This is a genomic window from Endozoicomonas montiporae CL-33 (genome assembly GCF_001583435.1).
GTDB classification, from domain to species: domain Bacteria; phylum Pseudomonadota; class Gammaproteobacteria; order Pseudomonadales; family Endozoicomonadaceae; genus Endozoicomonas_A; species Endozoicomonas_A montiporae.
The window spans coordinates 775226-792834 of record NZ_CP013251.1; the positions used below are offsets into that span (position 1 = coordinate 775226).

At 47.9% G+C, this 17609-nt stretch carries 11 protein-coding genes and 2 pseudogenes; 7 read left to right on the forward strand and 6 right to left on the reverse strand.

All coding sequences use genetic code 11. From position 1 onward, the window contains the following. The first annotated feature begins 1 nt into the window (after position 1). A complete protein-coding gene (locus EZMO1_RS03450; RefSeq protein WP_034879699.1) occupies positions 2 to 1168 on the forward strand; it encodes an FtsB/FtsL family cell division protein in 1167 nt (388 codons plus the stop codon). A gap of 205 nt (positions 1169 to 1373) precedes the next feature. On the opposite strand, the pseudogene EZMO1_RS03455 reads toward EZMO1_RS03450, so the two are convergent. The 6 genes and pseudogenes from EZMO1_RS03455 to EZMO1_RS03480 form a co-directional block, all read right to left on the reverse strand. Beyond that, positions 1374 to 2864, reverse strand: a pseudogene (locus tag EZMO1_RS03455) (IS1380 family transposase). Between the two features lie 263 nt (positions 2865 to 3127). Beyond that, positions 3128 to 3625: an ecotin family protein gene (locus EZMO1_RS03460; RefSeq protein WP_034879701.1), complete on the reverse strand. Its 498-nt coding sequence runs from the start codon at positions 3623 to 3625 to the stop codon at positions 3128 to 3130. Positions 3626 to 3841: 216 nt separating this feature from the next. After that, positions 3842 to 5527, reverse strand: a complete 1686-nt coding sequence (locus tag EZMO1_RS03465; protein WP_051790744.1) for a sulfatase family protein — start codon at positions 5525 to 5527, stop codon at positions 3842 to 3844. Between the two features lie 358 nt (positions 5528 to 5885). After that, positions 5886 to 6872: a LacI family DNA-binding transcriptional regulator gene (locus EZMO1_RS03470; protein ID WP_034879704.1), complete on the reverse strand. Its 987-nt coding sequence runs from the start codon at positions 6870 to 6872 to the stop codon at positions 5886 to 5888. 481 nt (positions 6873 to 7353) lie between these two features. Continuing rightward, entirely contained in the window at positions 7354 to 8610 is a 1257-nt protein-coding gene (locus EZMO1_RS03475) for an ATP-binding protein (RefSeq protein ID WP_034879706.1), read from the reverse strand. Between the two features lie 569 nt (positions 8611 to 9179). Then, entirely contained in the window at positions 9180 to 10592 is a 1413-nt protein-coding gene (locus EZMO1_RS03480; protein ID WP_034879708.1) for a putative glycoside hydrolase, read from the reverse strand. A gap of 652 nt (positions 10593 to 11244) precedes the next feature. On the opposite strand from EZMO1_RS03480, the gene EZMO1_RS03485 reads away from it, so the two are divergent. From EZMO1_RS03485 to EZMO1_RS03510, 6 genes and pseudogenes are all read left to right on the forward strand, one after another. Beyond that, the gene (locus EZMO1_RS03485; protein WP_034879710.1) at positions 11245 to 12270 is read left to right on the forward strand and encodes a hypothetical protein; all 1026 of its coding nucleotides are present in this window, start codon (positions 11245 to 11247) and stop codon (positions 12268 to 12270) included. Between the two features lie 224 nt (positions 12271 to 12494). Further along, positions 12495 to 14804 (forward strand): beta-glucosidase BglX, encoded by a 2310-nt coding sequence (bglX, locus tag EZMO1_RS03490; RefSeq protein ID WP_236632096.1) that lies wholly within the window; start codon positions 12495 to 12497, stop codon positions 14802 to 14804. Positions 14805 to 15113: 309 nt separating this feature from the next. Next, entirely contained in the window at positions 15114 to 15647 is a 534-nt protein-coding gene (locus EZMO1_RS27165; protein WP_236632012.1) for an IS1/IS1595 family N-terminal zinc-binding domain-containing protein, read from the forward strand. Next, positions 15586 to 16002, forward strand: a pseudogene (locus tag EZMO1_RS27170) (IS1595 family transposase); the annotation flags it as partial. The gene EZMO1_RS27165 and the pseudogene EZMO1_RS27170, both read left to right, overlap by 62 nt. A 92-nt stretch (positions 16003 to 16094) precedes the next feature. Then, positions 16095 to 16517, forward strand: coding sequence for a hypothetical protein (locus tag EZMO1_RS03505; protein ID WP_034879715.1), 423 nt, complete (start codon positions 16095 to 16097; stop codon positions 16515 to 16517). 270 nt (positions 16518 to 16787) lie between these two features. Next, positions 16788 to 17609, forward strand: a complete 822-nt coding sequence (locus EZMO1_RS03510) for a hypothetical protein (protein WP_145912453.1) — start codon at positions 16788 to 16790, stop codon at positions 17607 to 17609.

The following is a 17609-nucleotide window of genomic DNA, read 5'->3' on the forward strand; positions in this document are numbered from 1 at the left end:
CATGATTCCATTACCTACCAAAGGCCAGTCAACGAACCTGCTGAAGTTCATCGCCCAGTTACAGGGACAAATTGTTCAGCTGCAAGAGCAGGTTGTTCGGCTCCGGGAACTGAATGTTCAGCAACAGGCTCGGATTGAAGTGCTGGAGAACGAGATCATTCGCCTGAAAAAACTCAACCCCAAACCCAATATCAAACCCAGCACCAAGCCGCCAGATGACAACGACCCAGACGGCTCACCACCCAGCTCTGATGGGAATGCAGAAACTGAAGCTCCCGAAGACGGTGAATCGTACAGTCGCAAATCAGAAGTGGAAAGGCCTGACGACACTACTCGCCGCCAGCGTTCCCAGCCCGACAGCCCTCCTGTCTCTGAAGAGCACTGCCTGTCTCCTGATGACATTCCGGAAGGGTCGGTTCGCCACGGACGGGAGTCGTTTACTGTTCAGGAGTTTGAGATAAAAGCCAAGTCTGTTCGTTACTGGCTCGAACAATGGTTGACCCCAGAGGGTAAAACCATCAGTGGACGGCCGCCCGACAGCTTGCATGGTCACCATTTTGGTTCCCAGTTGCAGGCTTTTATTTTGCTCCAGCATTACGGATGTGCTGTCACCCAGCCTCAGTTACTTGAGTTGTTATGGGACGCAGGCGTCTCCATCTCTGCTGGTGAACTCAGCAACTTGCTGACCAAAGGGCACGATGATTTCCATACCGAAAAGGATGAGCTTCTGGCAACGGGTATACGCTGTTCGCACTATTTGCAGACAGATGACACAGGTGCCCGGCACAAGGGACAGAACGGTTATTGTACTGTGGTCGTGAATGAACTGTTTACCTGGTTTGGCACTACCGGCAGCAAGAGTCGGGAAAACTTCCTGACACTGTTACACCGACCCTGGCCTGTCTATGTTCTTAACCGTCATGGGCTGGATTATCTTGAGAAGCATGGCCTCTCAAAGAAATGGCTGCGCCTTCTGGAGCAGTACAGTGAAGTTCACTTCCTGAGCCTGAAGGCGTGGGAAGACTTCATGGACGACATTGGTTTTAAAGAACGCCCCGGACTCCGGCGGAGTATCAGCGAAGGGATGCTGTATGGCAGCTTGATGCATCACGGCTTTGATCGTCACATGGTGACCTTTAGTGATGGTGCTAGCCCGGATATTTCATAAACAAGCAGCAACTACCATCCCATCCTCTTAATTTTGGACTTTTCCGCAAGCCTGTTGCTCTGTTAACCATGTGAAAGACATTGCAGCCCATACTTGCTTACAGATTAGACGCTAATCAACGAATCCTGCTATTTCAGGATAACGGAAAGCCCCAAGGCTCTTTCATCTGGTTGCTATGTACCTTGATTGAGTCTTATGAAAGTTGCTACCCCGGTCGAAGTATCGGCATCTGGTAAAAGACTTCTGTCACATGCTGCAAAAGCCTCTTGAATGGGCAGCTACGCGGCAGATGAAGTTTAATGCGAAGCCTTGGGTCTAATTCCCCGCAGCTTGCTGCGACCTACTCAAGAGCTAACTTGATACCCCGGAGCTTGCTCCGGGGTAGTTCATTTCGGTCTTTATATTCAACCACTTTGACTGCAACTTTACAGAGCTTCATGATCACCGTTGATGGCTGCGCTTTTTCCAGCTCCGTACCTTTCAAAGTCTTGGTTCTTAACTCATAGTGCAAAACATAAGCGGCACAGGCATAAAACATTCTCAAATGGTTAGCCAAAAAGCCCTGATCGGACAATCTGTCGCCGGACAGATCACTTTTCAGATGTTTGATGAAGTTCTCATCCTGTCCTCTTGGACAGTAAAGCTCTTCATAAATTACCTCTGGAGAAGCTTCCTTCATCGACGTCACAATGAAACGAGGGTTGTCGCCTTTTTGGTTGACCTCCGCCTTGTAAATTATCCGGGTATCGAGACCTTTCCAGCTCTTGGCCTGGTATTCTGCTTCCCCGTAAAGTCTGAGCCGATCAGGTTCTGGCATGTTGTTCAGTCTTGCCAGCTCAGTCTTGACCTTCAGAGCTTGACGCGCTTCATCCAACAACTCTTTGGCTTTTGGCCGCAAAGCCGTTTTGTGGCCTGCACCTTTGCCCAGGACATAATCCGAATGAGGGGCATTCTGAACCACCCACATTAACTCTGGTTGAGCGAAGTGGCTGTCTCCCCGAACCAGTAGATGGGTTTTCGGCCACTTTTTCCGAAGCAGCCGAATGACCCGTTTGAGAATGGCTGCATTTTCCTTGCCCGTTGGGGTTTTCCCCGGACGAAGAATCGCCGTAATCAGCTTGCCGCTGAGTCCCTCAAAAATCATCAGGGGCAAGTAGCAGTAGTCCTGATATTTGGCATTAAACAGGTTCATCTGCTGGCCACCATGAGTAATGGCCGGTGTATGATCAAGATCGATAACGATCACCGGAGGTGGCAGCTTGTAACTGCTGATAAAGTGATGCACAAATGCTTCAGCCATCCTGTAAATGTCGGAGCGGGTCATAGATTGTCCCAGCCGGGTAAAAGTGGGCGCTGATGCGAGATGGTTATCGCTGTCCAACGGATTGCGACCAGTGGCCAGTTTGAACATAGGGTCTTTACGCAAACGGTTACTGTCGTTGGCATCTTCATAGCCGCAGGCCATTTGCAGAACCCGCTGAACCAGAAGTTCTTTCAGGGAGTGGTCGATATAGGATTGATGGCGTCTGTCATTGATGGCATCAGTCATTTTGCAGATAAGACCGCTCTGCAGAATGGTTTCCCGTAGCAGCAGAGTGCCAAAGTCAGAAGATAACTCCCCACCATTGAAGTCTGCCCGGATGGTTTTTCCATTTGAGGGATGAAAACGAAGCTGTTCTTGTGTAGATTTGGGCATGGCAAGTTCCGGTTTGCTTCTTCCGAAGCTTTCTTTTGGTCGACCCAATTATATCAAGTGATTGGGCGGAACTTGCCTCCTTTTATGAAATATTCGGGTTAGGCAGGTTGTTTCTACGACTGATAAAAAAGTGACCAAGCCTGATACTTTATTTGAATCTTTATTTTCATTTTTATTCTTTTAGGTATTAAAAGGTGGGCAAAACGGCAAGACGGGCAATAAACAGGCAGCAGGGAAAGAATATTCCCCGCTGCCGGGCAGCATTATTCTGCAGGTGCTTCAATGCTGGTTTCTTCAGGACTGACGCGCCAGATTTTGTAATCCAGAGTCATGCCGTCTTCGACAAATACGACCACAGGCATACGGTCGTTGTAACGCATATTTTGCAGTTGGTCGTTACTGGCAATCACTTTCACATCCTGCTCGCCGGATGGGCAGGCCATCAGGGTAGAAGGTCCGGCATTGAAATCGCTGATTTTATAGTAAGAGTAACCCCAGCCCTGAATGCTCTCTCTTTCCACCTCTACGCTGGCTAACCGCTTGTTGCAGGTATCACCACGTACTACTTTACCGGGCAGCAGTTCCAGACGGGCTTCATCTTCCAGCTTGGGCAGGCGAATCACATGGCGTGTATAGCCTTTCATCTCCTGCGGGAACATTTCAATGGATTTGGTCTGGGCTTCGGAAGGTTCGCCGGCAAAAGTCAGAGTGCTGGTGGCTGCTAACAAGGCAATGTAGCTGGCTTCGATAAATTTTTTCATAAGAGTGATAAATCAGTTGGAGATTTTTCGTCTGGCAACGAAAAACAGAAAAATTTGAGTACAGGGCGAGTATGCACGAAAGAACCATCAGAAACATCTGTATTAACAAGTATTTACTTGCTCTCCAAAAGATTAACACTCCCTTTACAGTCATAAAAAAACGGGGCACTGCCATCGGCAATACCCCGTTTGTGAAAACACAGTTAAGTGGTCGTCTTATTTAACCGGACGAGTGACCTTAACCTTGTTGTTTTCATCGTAGCTGTCTGGGTACAGATCCCAAAGACGTGGCTTACGCTGGCGACGCAGAGGCATACGAACCCACTCGTCCATTGGTGGTACATCGTACTGGTCTTTCAGGCGCAGAACCTCTTCCTTCAGACGCTTGATTTCCTTAGCGTACTGAGGATCGTTGTAAGCGTTGTTCATTTCCTGTGGGTCTTTCTCCAGATCGTAGAATTCCCACTCGTCCATGCGGAAGTAGAAGTGAATCAGCTTGTAACGCTCATCACGAACACCGTAGTGACGCTGTACTTTATGAATGGCCGGGAATTCGTAGAAGTGGTAGTACAGGGATGTACGCCAGTCTTCTGCTTCACCTGCCAGCAGGTCAACCATGGACTCACCCTGGATGTCGGATGGCACGTTAACGCCAGCATATTCCAGGAAGGTTGGCGCGTAGTCGATGTTCTGTACCATCTCGTTTACAACAGTGCCTGGCTTGATTTTAGCCGGGTACTGCATGACCAGAGGAGTACGGAAAGATTCTTCGTACATGAAACGCTTGTCGAACCAGCCGTGCTCACCCAGGTAGAAACCCTGGTCAGAGGTGTATACGACAATGGTGTTTTCGTGCAGATCGTTGGCTTTCAGGTAATCCAGAACTTCACCAACAGAGTCGTCTACAGAACGGATAGTTGCCAGGTAGTCCTGCATGTAACGCTGGTACTTCCAGATGGCCATCTCTTCTTCAGACCAGTTGGCAGCGTTCTTGTTCATGTAGTCGTTGCGTTCCTGATACGCAGCGTCCCACTCGGCGCGCTGTTCAGGGCTCAGACGCTCCAGCAGGTGAGGCCAGATGTCCTGACGCCATTCTGTTTCGCCAACACCGGTGGTCATCTTCAGGTCGTGACCTTCCTGAGCGTCACGGTAGATGTTCATCTCCTGACCCTGAGCAGCTACACGACCTTCATAGTTGTCGAAATAGGTTTCAGGCACCGGGAATTCAACGTCAGCAAACAGCTGAGTGTACTCTGGCGCAGGCATCCAGTTACGGTGAGGTGCCTTGTGGTGCATGATCAGGGCAAAAGGCTTGTCCTTGTCACGCTGGGAGTCCAGCCAGGTGATGGTCTTTTCGGTGATCATGTCGGTGGTGTAACCGATTTCGGTTTCCACGCCGTCTTTGGTGATCCAGTCCGGGTTGTAGTATTCACCCTGGTCGTTCAGGATTTCCCAGTGGTCAAACTTGAAACCGTCCGGAGTCAGGTTGATGTGCCACTTACCAATGGCAGCAGTGGTGTAACCTTCGTCGTGCAGCAGGTTGGTCCATGTGTCCTGAGAACCATCAAATACCTGACCGTTGTAGTTAAAGCCATTGATGTGGCCAAACTTACCGGTGAACATGGCCGCACGGGATGGACCACACAGGGAGTTGGTTACAAAAGAACTGTCGAAACGGGCACCGTTTTCAGCAATTCGGTCGATGTTTGGCGTAGGCGCCATTTCACCGATGATGTCGCCGTAGGCGCTAACAGCGCGAACTGCGTGATCGTCGGACATGATGTAAATGATGTTCGGGCGCTGAGCTTCAGCCGCTTCAGCCGGTGCTGCTTCGATGGGCGCTGCACTCACTGCCTGAGACAGTGTGCCAGCTACCATCAGTGACAGTAACTTTTTGTTCACTTAGACACTTCCTAGCGTTATATCCAATGCGGGGGGATATTAACGAGACAGAAGTGCCAGCCTGTAAGACATAGATCAATGAATGGTGAAATTTTGAGTTGATTTAAGCTATTTTGTACTTGAATGACGCTGTAAACCCTTAAATTAAAGGGTTTTTTATTCAGTTAAAGGTTTTAAACAAATTGTAAGAAAATATTGTTTTTCTTCATTTTATGCACAGCTTGTAGGTTGGGACGAGCGTGGAACGCGATCTCCCAACACGGTGAGCCAGTTAGTAGAAATCATGTTAACTTCAAACTGGCTTTTCAGGAGATATAAGACAGTCACCGTGTTGGGAGGTCACTTCGTTCGTCCCAACCTACAGGCTTTCCCGTTCGATAAGCTTGGTGGGCTGAATGCGAATATACTCTATATCATCATTGCCCTTGAGAGCATGGAACAGGGTTTCGGCAGCACTGATACCCATTTCAAACTGCTGGTGAGAAATAGTGGTCAGTGGAGGCGTAGTAACGGCAGACTCACGAATGTTGTCGAAGCCTACGACTTTAATGTCTTTTGGAATGCGCAAATTACGTTCGCGGGCTGCCCGGTAAATGCCCAGAGCCATCTCGTCATTGGCAGAAAAAATAGCGTCAGGTATGGTTCCCTGATCAAACAGCGCGCTCATTTTCCGGTAAGCGCCTTCCTCGGTAAAGTCACACTCAAGAATAAAGTCGTGATTAACCGGAACGCCACAAAAGCCCAGAGCAGCAATGTAACCATCCAGACGTTTCTGGTTGTCGTACGAATCTTCCGGGCCGCCCAGAAAATAGACTTCCCTGACGCCACTTTTAACAATCGCTTTGGTGGCTGTGAAGGCGCCGCCAAAGTTATCAATCAGAATGCTATAGATATGAGGTGACTGGATTTCCCGGTCAAGCACCACCAGTGGCAGTTCTTTTGAAGCCATGGAGGTCAGAAACTCGTCATCAAAGGAGTTGGTGAGGATAATGGCTCCATCCACCATACGGTCACGCAGGTATTTGTAAGCGGTAGAGTTTTCCTCGCCGTACAGGCTACAGGCCACCAGATCGTAGCCAGCCTGGTGAACCGCTTTTTCAATACCCCGGGCGATCTCGCTGTAGATGGGACCAAACCACGAGTTGAAGAAAATACCAATAGCACGGGTGTTTTTCTGTTTCAGCAGTTTCGCGTTGCCATTGGCTACATAGTTCAGTTTTTTGGCAACCTTAAGAACGTGCTGTCGGGTCTTTTCGCTGATCCGGTCTTTTCCGTTAATGGCATAGGACACGGTAGAAATAGAAACCTTGGCTTCTCTGGCTACGTCCTTGATGGTGGCTTTCACTGCGTTACATCTCCGCTGGGTCTGACATGTTCTGCTTTGTCATGGTGTCTGTTTAATATTGGTTCAGTAGGTTGGGACGAGCGCGAAGCGCGACCTCCCAACACGGTGACTAAAGAGCGTAAAAATTTCACTCATCCAGCCTGCATTTCGATTTCAAAAGCAGGCGATAAACGGCACTGGATGTCTTTATCACTCTGCTATGAAAGGTTTACTTAGTATGGTGGGCATTATATGTAACAAAGCCTCTGCTTTGGTAGTGGGTTTGTTACATAGGTTGGTGAAATATTTTGCTTTGTACGTAATATGACCGAAATAACTCACTGTTGTTTCGAGAAAATTATTATACCTAAGCCGACAGCCAGTTCCGAATACCCGTTATTTATGGCTACATTTCCATCACTAAAAAACAAATATAAACGTTTCGACAAATAGTATGACTGAATGAGAAATCTGTCAATTGGTTTCGATAAGGGTATAGCATTTATCTCAGCAGGAACCCTGCTGGAATTGCAATCAGGTTATCCGAGAACGGAAGAATCCTATCTCCGTTGTAAATGATGATGCCCCGCTGAATGCTTTTGGTTTCGATGAGCATGTCCAGAGCTGCAAACATTTCTCGTTTGATGGTCATGCCAGCTTTGACTTCTATGCCTGTAGCTCGTGCATTATGTTCAGTGAGAATAAAGTCCACTTCCCGTTTGTTTTTGTCACGATAGTGGTACAACTGGCAATCAGCTTCACTCACAGCCATTGACTTCAATAGTTCAGTGCACACCCAGGTTTCCATCAGTGATCCCATCAGGTTTTTATCTTTATGAATGGCGGCTTCATTAATACCTTTCAGGGTGCAAAGTAAGCCGGTATCAATAAAGTGAACTTTTGGTTGCTTGATGGCACGTTTGAGCTCATTTCGGTGCCAGCCTGGAATGCGTTTGATCAGATACAAGTTTTCCAGCGCCGAAACGTACTTTTGAACCGATTTATTGTCCATCTGTACTGCTTTACCAAGGCTGGCATAGTTCAGGGTTTCTGAAGAAATAGAAGCCAATAGTTTAAGCAACTGCCCCATTTCATCCAGCTTTTGCAGTTGAAACACTTCTTTTATATCACGCCGGACAATAGCGTCTGAGTATGCACGATGCCAACGGGTGCGACGTCCGGGGGATCGCTGTTGAACTTCTGGATACCCACCACGAACAATGGCTGAAACCACTTCGTTGTATTCAAGTGTAATGGCAGGCTCGGGGTCAAAATCAGGTGCAAGCAGTTGCTGAATAATATCCTTTGACCCTTGTGAGTTGGATGATGCCGCTTTTAGCTCTGTCTGACTGAAAGGATACAGAGTGACAAACTCGGCACGTCCGGCCAGAGAGTCTGCCAGTGTTGGCAAAGTCATAAGGTCGGCAGAGCCGGTCAGAATGAACGAACCTTGCTGGCGATCTTCATCAACTAATAATTTGATGGTTCGGATCAGTTCGGGCGCTCGCTGTACCTCATCAACAATGATTGGTCGCGATTGGCTGCGCAGTAAGCCGATGGGGTCATTTCTGGCAATGGAGAGAATGTTCTCATCGTCCAGTGTGAGATAGCTGCCTTTTCCCTTATGCTCAGCCCGATCCAGAAAGTGTCGGGCAAGAGTGGTTTTACCTGACTGACGAGGGCCGGTAATCACCACAACAGGGGTGTCGGTCAGGCATTCCTGAAGGTACTGCTCTATGCCTCGTGCAATATAGGGCATGATAAAGTCATCCGTCCAAAATGGATTTTAAGTAAGACTACTATGGATTTTAGCATGGACTATTATGGATTTCAGGTCAGACTATTATGGATTTTAGATCGGACTATTATGGATTTTAGATCGGACTATTATGGATTTTAGATCGGACTATTATGGATTTTCAGCCATGCAGTTTACCGTCATTCCCGCGAAGGCGGGGATGACGATGGTATGTTTTTGCCTGCCACTACCCTAAGCTGCAACCTACAGCCCGGATGCATCGAAACGGTGTGTTAAGTAACTGCCATTTGAAGCTCATTTTTCATCTGAGGAAGTATCGGGTGGTTACAAGATAAAACTAAAGCAACTGGGCTACAGGCTGGTGTACTCGGTTTCAGACGGAACCATAACAGTCAATGTGCTTGCGGTAGGCAAAAGAAATAGGAATGAAGTGTATCAGGTGGCTTTGGCGAGGTTCCTGCATTGAGCGGCAGAATGCCGGTCAGGGATGATTGCGTTTTATCTGAGAAGCTGGAGGGAAGGGCGTTCCCACGCAAGGCGTGGGAACGAGGTAATGACTTACGAGAAAGTTATTTCACAAATTCGATATCAGAAATGTGCATGGTCATGCCTTGATATTTATCACCACCGGCAGCTTGTGTGCCACCCTGTCCCATGATGGTCAGGCGATTGATGTTACGTGGCAGGTTAACCAGCATTTGGCCAGCTGCATTACCTGCAAAAAGCTCGGAGAATGGAACTTCAACAACATTTACTGCACCTTTAGTTAAGGTGTCAGCTTCAATAACAACTTCGGCAGAATTAGTTGAAGTGTATGCGCTATTGCCTGTCCATGTGCCATCTTCTTCTTTCTCGTGTACCAACTTCTCGCCCACCATTCTGACTTTGAAATCAGGGAGGTCTTCGACAGTATCATTAACAATCATGTTAAAGCGTAATTTGGCAGTGCTGTATGCACTCAGATCTGTGAATACGTCAGCCTCATCAACTTTAGGGGCGGTAAAGTGCAGGCCAGCATTTCCATTTGTACCAAAGGTCAGTAGATGCCCGTGGTAATCGGTACCGCCAACGGCAACGGTTGCGCCATTTTGTGAACCACCAGAGAGACTGAGTCCGGAAGCATTAGAAGCCCATCCCGTTACATTTCCTTCTACATCGCGAGAGTAAACCTCAGCTTCTGCAATTTCATTGCTTAAAGCACAGTCAAAAGTGAAGTCTTCCGTGTAGGTATTGGAGCGTAAAGCTACATCTTTCAATGCAAACTTCAGGTTAGACTCGGAAGTAATTTTAAATGGAGTTGTACCAGTACTTAAATCAGCACCTTCGAAACAACTCATAGGGAGTTTGATCCATTGCTCACCGGTGCCACCGGCTAAGGTGGTGTACAGTTCAGTAATGTCCAGCGGTTCCGAGCCCGGAATTTCAACGGTAATGCGCTGGCCTGCTTCAGGTAAAGTCTGAGGGAAAATGCGGGCACGAACGGTACCTCCACCATTTTTACCTTCATTCGTGGTAGCAGTGTAGTCGTAGTTGGCATCTGCTTTAGCAATAATGCTACCAGGAGCATCATCTGAAATAGTTACGAGGATTGGGCTATCTTCTTCTGTTGACGCAAACCACTCGGTTTTAATGTTATCTGCTGTTCCAGTAGTTACATCATCACGCTGGATTTTGATTTCGTTGCCACCCTGCCCAACGGCGTACAGATCGAACTCTTTAACGTTGTAGTCACCATAGCCATAAACTCGGAAGATGGCTGTTGTTGCACCACCGCCACCACCGCCACCGCCGCCACCAGTAGAACCACCATCATACTTGTCATCCAAAACACACCCGGACAACAAGGCTACTGATATAGCACTCAGAGCAAAAGTTTTAACAGCTTTATTCATACTTAAATCCATGCTTCTTTGTAGGCTGATGGCTGTGGTGGCTGATTGAAAAAAACTGGCTTGATCCGTTGATATCACCAGAACTTTCACAGTGTTAATAAGTGTTGAACTTACCTGCTATTCAGCAACAACCAGAAATAATCGAAATGTTTACAAAGCGAGGCGACGATACGAAATTTCGCTAAATGGGTCAAGGATTAACGATTTCGGAAAAATAAAAACAAAACCTAATACAAATCCAGATCAATTTTTAGCAATTAGCGTCACATTTAATTAGCAAAAAGCTAGCTTGTTTTAGGCTTTGTTACAGTGTTTGTGTATTTTAAAACATTGCTGTAGCCCTTGTATGGCGCGGGTTTATAACTGAAATTGACAGTTCGAATGATATAGATCAATTAAATGATATTTTTTGTTAATTGCTTATTTTCTTTGCAGACCGCTTAAACAAAGGCTTTCAAAGAAATTGCTATTGTTTCCTGAAATTTTCAGCATATTGATGCGCTTCGACGAACCCATTATATTCGCTTTGCTTTTTGGATATGGCAAAAGAAACACGCCATTTATGCAAGTTCGACAAACATGTCAGTAATTAAACTTACGCGATTGATGTCTATTGCATTCAATATTTCAGCACGTCCTGAATGGTGAAGTGTGTTTCGCCAATGCACGACAATGAATAAGTCTTCTCAAAAGCAACGATTTAGCAACGGATAACGGATTAGGTTTCGGCAGTATTACCATTATGAAAAAGTTATTACTTCCTTTTATGCTTGGCTCCTTTGCCTTGCCAGCAGTCGCAATGGATTATCAGACAGATGATGGTTTTAATCTGCCGGAACTGAGTGCTGACGTGTTTGATGCTTACAACATGGAAGCCAACGCCAATCGCACCCGCCGTCCTCAGCAGCGTCAGGCTCCGCTGCGTACCCGTATTTTCATAGGTGCCGAACACACTGAGAACCGTTTTGATAATCAGGGTAAGACTCAGAATACTAATTTCCTGATTGATGGTAGTACTAGCATTAATGACCGTTTTCGTGTGGGCTACGTTATTAACGAACGTAACCTGACTTATCGTGATGGTGATATGGATGACAATCTGGGTAAGCGCCTGACTGCCACCATTAACCCACGATTTGACACCTATGTAAGCCCGAACTTCAGCTGGTTCATGGCCTTCCCGATCAGAAGAACGATTGATGCCAACCGTGGCCGCCTTCCAGACGGCTCCCCGGGTAATGGTGGCCCGGTTGAAGAGCAGGCTTATACCATCAAGCCGGGCTTTAACTACCGCATGGGTGATCACACCTTCAACATTACCGGTCACTTCCGCTATGTTGAAACTGAAAACTACGGTAACAACAATCCTCGCCTTTATAACAAGGCCTATAACTTCAACCCGACTTACATTTACCGTCTGAACCGTACGACGAACGTAAGTCTGGAAATGGGTTTCACTGAAAATGACAACCCGAACAACACCTGGAACCGCAACATCAAACCATCTGTTGCTCATCGCTGGAGCAATGGTATGCGTTCCCAGTTCAGTGTAAATGTAGGTAAGAATGGTCAGGATAACGGTCGTGGCGTTCGCTACACCAACTGGCAAGTCAACAACAACCTGCCTCTGAACCGTAACTTCGACCTGATCGCCAACCTCGGCTGGAGAACCGGTGAACAGTATGAAGACGACGATGGTTATGTAAATGAAGGCTCCGGTGACCGCGAAACCCTGTACTTCAAGTTTGGTTTCAACGTTAAGTTCTAATTCAACTGAATCAATGCATCAGGCAGCAACCCTCCCGTGATCATTCGACAATGATTCAATCTGCTGCCCGGATGCCGACGGGTGAAGCGCCCGCCACGCTTTCAAGACTGGCAAACAAAACTAGAGTGACTATGAAACTGAGACTTCTCCCAGTTGCAATCTCTTGTGCAATTGCAGCTTCTTCTGCTTTTGCGTCAACGAGTGCATCCAATTTCGGTTCTGTAATGAACCCTGTTCGCATGGAGCAGCCTGCCTCTGTCGTACACTGGAACGACAACAAAAAAGAAATGGATGCGTTCATTTCTGACCTGATTTCCAAAATGACCCTGGAAGAAAAGATCGGCCAGCTGGACCTTCAGTCCGGTATCATGGCGGTGACCGGTTCCCAGGTAAACCACCAGTACGAAGACTGGGTCGCTGAAGGTAAAGTGGGTTCTGTATTCAACAACTTCACTTACGAGCGCGCTTACAACCTGCAGAAACGTGCGGTTGAAGAATCCCGTCTGGGTATCCCGATTATCATCGGTCACGACATCATCCACGGTCACAAGACTATCTTCCCACAGTCTATCGGTGAAGTCGCTTCCTGGGATCTGGAAGTGGCGGAAGTAGGTGCGCGTGTAGCGGCAAAAGAAGCGACCGCTGACGGCATCATGTGGACTTTTGCACCAATGGCTGACCTGGTTCGCGATCCTCGCTGGGGTCGTGTATCCGAAGCGCCGGGTGAAGACCCGTTCCTCGCTACCCAAATGTCTGTTGCCCGTGTGAAAGGTTTCCAGGGCGACAACCTGTCTGACACCGACACCATGATGGCGACTGCCAAGCACATGGTAGGCTACGGTCTGTCTCAGGCGGGTCGTGACTACGGCACCACCGACGTATCCGACTACGAACTGTGGTCCAGCCAGATGCCAATGTTCAAGGCCATGGTTGACGCCGGTATCGCTACCGTAATGACTTCTTTCAACGACCTGAATGGTATTCCTGCCTCAGGTTCTCACTACCTGCTGACGGAAGTACTGCGTGACAAGTGGGGCTTCGAAGGCTTTGTAGTGACCGACTACACCGCTGTGAACGAACTGGTGCCTCACGGCTACGCTCGTGACGACAAGCACGCTGCCGAAATCGCATTCAACGCTGGCGCCGACATGGACATGGTAGGCAAGTCCTACATGGATTACATGGCCGAGCTGGTTGCTGAAGGTAAGGTTGACGAAGCGAAAATCGACCACTCTGTCCGTCTGATTCTGGAAATGAAATGGCGTCTGGGTCTGTTCGAAGATCCTTACCGTTACTTCGACAAGGATCGTGCAGAAACCGATATCCTGACTGATGAGCACCTGGAACTGGCACGCGACGCTGCTCGTAAGTCTTCCGTACTGCTGTCTAACAACGGCGCACTGCCTCTGAATCTGGATAAGATTGACTCCATCGCTCTGCTGGGTCCTCTGGCTGACCGTAAGCAAGATATGATTGGTAACTGGGCGGCTGCCGGTGACCGTCGTAACCAGCCTGTTTCTATCAAAGAAGGTTTGGAAGCGCGTCTGGGTAAAAGTGTGAAGATTCACACTGCTGGTCGCCATGGTGGTGCTACCTACGCTCACTTGCATGATGCAGATGAGACTTCTCCGCACATCGGTATTCGCTCTGTAGCGCGTGATGAAATTGGCAAGCCGGCTCTCAAGCGCAACATTGAACAAGCGGTTAAAGCAGCCAAGAAAGCTGACGTTATCGTTCTGGCGATTGGTGAAGAACAGCGCATGTCCGGTGAAGCGGCTTCCCGTGTTGAAATCACCCTGCCTGGTAACCAGCGCGAGCTGATGGAAGAGCTGAAGAAGCTCGGCAAGCCAATGGTTGGTGTTGTTATGTCCGGTCGTCCTAACGACCTGAGCTGGGAATACGAGAACCTGGACGCTATCCTGCACGCTTGGTACCCGGGCACTTCCGGTGGCCACGCGATTGCTGACCTGTTGGTAGGTGACTACAACCCGTCCGGTAAGCTGCCGATGACCTTCCCGCGTTCTGTTGGTCAGATTCCAATCTACTACAACATGAAGAACACTGGTCGTCCATACGATGCCGACAACGAGAATCAGCGTCAGGAGCATTACAAGAGCCGCTACGATGACTCTCCAAATACTCCGCTGTTTGCCTTCGGTCACGGTCTGAGCTACACCACCTTCGACTACAGTGACATCAAACTGTCTTCTGACACTCTGAAGATCAAAGACGACGAACTGAGTGTATCTGTTACCATTACTAACTCCGGCGACTTCGCTGGTGAAGAAGTGGTTCAGCTGTACACCCGTCAGCTGGTAGGCTCCAGAACCCGTCCGGTTAAAGAGCTGAAAGGCTTCCAGAAGATTCACTTCGAAAAAGGTGAATCCAAAGACGTTACCTTCACTTTGACCGCAGAAGATCTGTCATTCTACCGTGGTGACATGACCTGGGGTCCTGAAGCAAGCGACTTCCACGTATTCGTGGGTACTTCTTCTGACGACGTTCAGAAGGCTGAATTCAAACTGGTTGACTAATAAGTCTTAAACCGGATTTGATATAAAAGCCTCAATGCTATGGATCGGTGTTGGGGCTTTTTTTGAATCATTTTATCGTTTCAGTGTGCTGTTTGTGGCGAACAGACGTAACCGTTGTGCAGGCAAGTCCTGCACTTTTTGGTTGTACTGAATGCGTGTTTTATGATCAAAAGTGAATCTGTATCAATAAAGGCTCTTATCGGATTCCAGACTGCTGAGCTACACTTCATCAAAATCTTGCGAATGGCTGATCACGCAGTGAATATTTGTAAAATTTCAGAACTCATCAGCAATGTAACTTGCTTTGAAATGATCCGTGAAAACCGCTGGCCTGACGGGGTGGTTCATTGCCCCCATTGTGATTCAGGCCATGTAAAAAAGAACGGGCATGACACGGTACAAACTGAATGCCAACACTATCAATGCAAACATTGTGACCGCTACTTTGATGACCTGACTAATACTGTCTTTGCTGGGCATCATCAGCCTCTTAAGGTGTGGGTTTCCTGTCTGTACCTGATGGGACTCAATGTTTCCAACAGCCAGATTTCTAAAGAACTTGACCTTTCACTGAGTGATGTACATGAAATGACAACCTTGTTGCGAACCTCTGTCGTTAAACGCAAGCCTGACATTACTCTTGAGGGAGAGGTAGAGTTCGACGAGGTGTACATCGTCGCAGGTCACAAAGGACATCCTGAAGCTTTAAAAAAATCTATCGCGCCCTCCCCGAAAAAGAAGATTAAAAGGAGCTCCGGGCAGAGGAACTCTCGAAAAAGACAAGCCTCCCGTTCTGGGAATGATTCAGCGAGGAGGTCAGGTCATTATCAACATGCTGGATAATGTTCGAAAAGCCACCATAAAGCCTTTCATTACGAAGCATGTAGCCAAGGGAACCCAAACTTACACTGATGAATACAGCATTTACAACTCCCTTGAAGAGTGGGGTTACAAGCATAAATCTGTCTGTCATGGTAAAAGCGAGTACGCCCGGGATGATGACAAGGATGGTATTTATGAAGTACACGTGAACACCATGGAAGGCTTCTGGTCATTGCTCCGTTCATGGCTCAGACCTCACAGGGGGATTTCTCAGGAAAGCTTACCTTTGTACCTCGGCTTCTTTGAGTTCGTTCATAACGCCGGAATCCGGGGTAAAGGGTTACTTCAACCATTAATCAGCTTGCTGGTTACGTAGCAGTCTGGAATCCGATAAGAGCCTCTGACGTTTATCAGCAGGCTTCAAACAATGCGGCTCAAGCTGACTTTGCCTGGTGGCAAGATCAGCCAATGCGAGATCGAGAGACTTATGAGTGGGGCAGTGGTGCAGGCTCCTGCCCAAACCGGAATGCCCAGGGCGAGCCCGTTGGTCGTGACAATAAGTATTGTGTTGATCGCATCCGTAAAGACGGGGATCGCTCCAGTAATGAATACATGGTGGTATCACCGCACATTCTTGCAGGCTTTTTGCCCCAGTATGATCGTGCTCGCAACGACCTGATTGCCATGTACCGGGATGACCGGCAGAAGGCTCATTACCGTCTGGAAGATGGCAGTGTTGTGCTGTGGCGTTATAGTTACGACCACCCTCAATGGAAGGCTGGCTCTATACAGGCCGTTGATTTTTCAACCATGTTGTTTGGTCTGGCGGCTCTGGAAGAAAATCTGGGTATGGCCTTCTTTAACCAGTACAACAATTATTACCGCAATTAAATCCGTTATCAGATCTTGCAAGCTGTTCATAATCTTTTGAGGAAAGATCATGAACAGCTTCCTATCGTCAGCATGTCTGACCGGGTCGTTAGTGATTCTGATGGTCTGAGCGTTTAATGACCTGAACTATCCCCCTTTATCCGCTGTCCATATTCTAACGAATAGGGTTTAAAGACCACGACTCTCTTGCTTTTGATTTGCAAGGCATTTTGCTGGTTAGTGCATTGAGAGAGGGAAATATGGAGACCGGGAAATAAATGGAGGTCAGGTATGGATGGTGCAGGAAATGGATTTTCAAAGCTACAAACGGTAGGGATAACGACAGGATTCTCTCTTGCCAGCGGGCTTTTAGCAAATAATGGAGCAAGGGATACTCTCGGCTCGAGTGTTTCTTCTTTTGGTAAAACGTTGTGCAGTATTCCGGGTTCTCTGGTGAATACTGCAATGTCAGGTATCAATGGGGTCAGAAATCAAACGTTTAACGTTGCTAGCTATCTTGTTCCTTCATTAAAACCTCTGGCTGAACGGCAGGTTGCCCTTCCCGGTTTTTTACGTCCGGTTCTGGGTGGCGCATCCGGTACTGCCAGCATGGGTACACTGGTCTTGGCAGGCATGACCCCCATGTACTATGTAGCTAAAACGGGTGTGACAACCTGTCAGCGTTATCTGCAGAGTCGTGCGCAGAATCATAGAGTTGATCATGCACTGAATGGTGCTCATCGAGATTCTGTAGCAGCTTTAGACCATGCAGAACTGGCTTTACAGGCAGATAGACGAAGATACAAGACACTCGCCCAACGCTCTGTATTACCCACGTGGACACAATTACTGATGGCAGCTGTCCCTGGCATCTTATTAGCACCGGAGCTGGGTGCTGCTGCTTTGGTTGTAGGTGCTGTAGCGGGCGCTTCACAGGTAGCCAGTAACCTTTGGGAGCGTTCAGCAAACAAAGGCATGGTTCAAGAGACACAAAAGAATATAAATCATGTCACCACAAAGAGGGATTTGTTAAACGCTCGCAGGGATCTTTATTTAATGGGGAAACGTATGGATCGCCTGGAAGCACTTCATCCGGAGCTGAGAGGACAATGA

Coding starts and splice junctions, on each gene's coding strand:
- EZMO1_RS03450 (WP_034879699.1), top strand. CDS start 2: ATGATTCCATTACCTACCAAAGGCCAGTCAACGAACCTGCTGAAGTTC.
- EZMO1_RS03460 (WP_034879701.1), bottom strand. CDS start 3,625: ATGAAAAAATTTATCGAAGCCAGCTACATTGCCTTGTTAGCAGCCACC.
- EZMO1_RS03475 (WP_034879706.1), bottom strand. CDS start 8,610: ATGCCCTATATTGCACGAGGCATAGAGCAGTACCTTCAGGAATGCCTG.
- EZMO1_RS03485 (WP_034879710.1), top strand. CDS start 11,245: ATGAAAAAGTTATTACTTCCTTTTATGCTTGGCTCCTTTGCCTTGCCA.
- bglX (WP_236632096.1), top strand. CDS start 12,495: ATGAACCCTGTTCGCATGGAGCAGCCTGCCTCTGTCGTACACTGGAAC.
- EZMO1_RS27165 (WP_236632012.1), top strand. CDS start 15,114: ATGATCCGTGAAAACCGCTGGCCTGACGGGGTGGTTCATTGCCCCCAT.
- EZMO1_RS03505 (WP_034879715.1), top strand. CDS start 16,095: ATGCGAGATCGAGAGACTTATGAGTGGGGCAGTGGTGCAGGCTCCTGC.
- EZMO1_RS03510 (WP_145912453.1), top strand. CDS start 16,788: ATGGATGGTGCAGGAAATGGATTTTCAAAGCTACAAACGGTAGGGATA.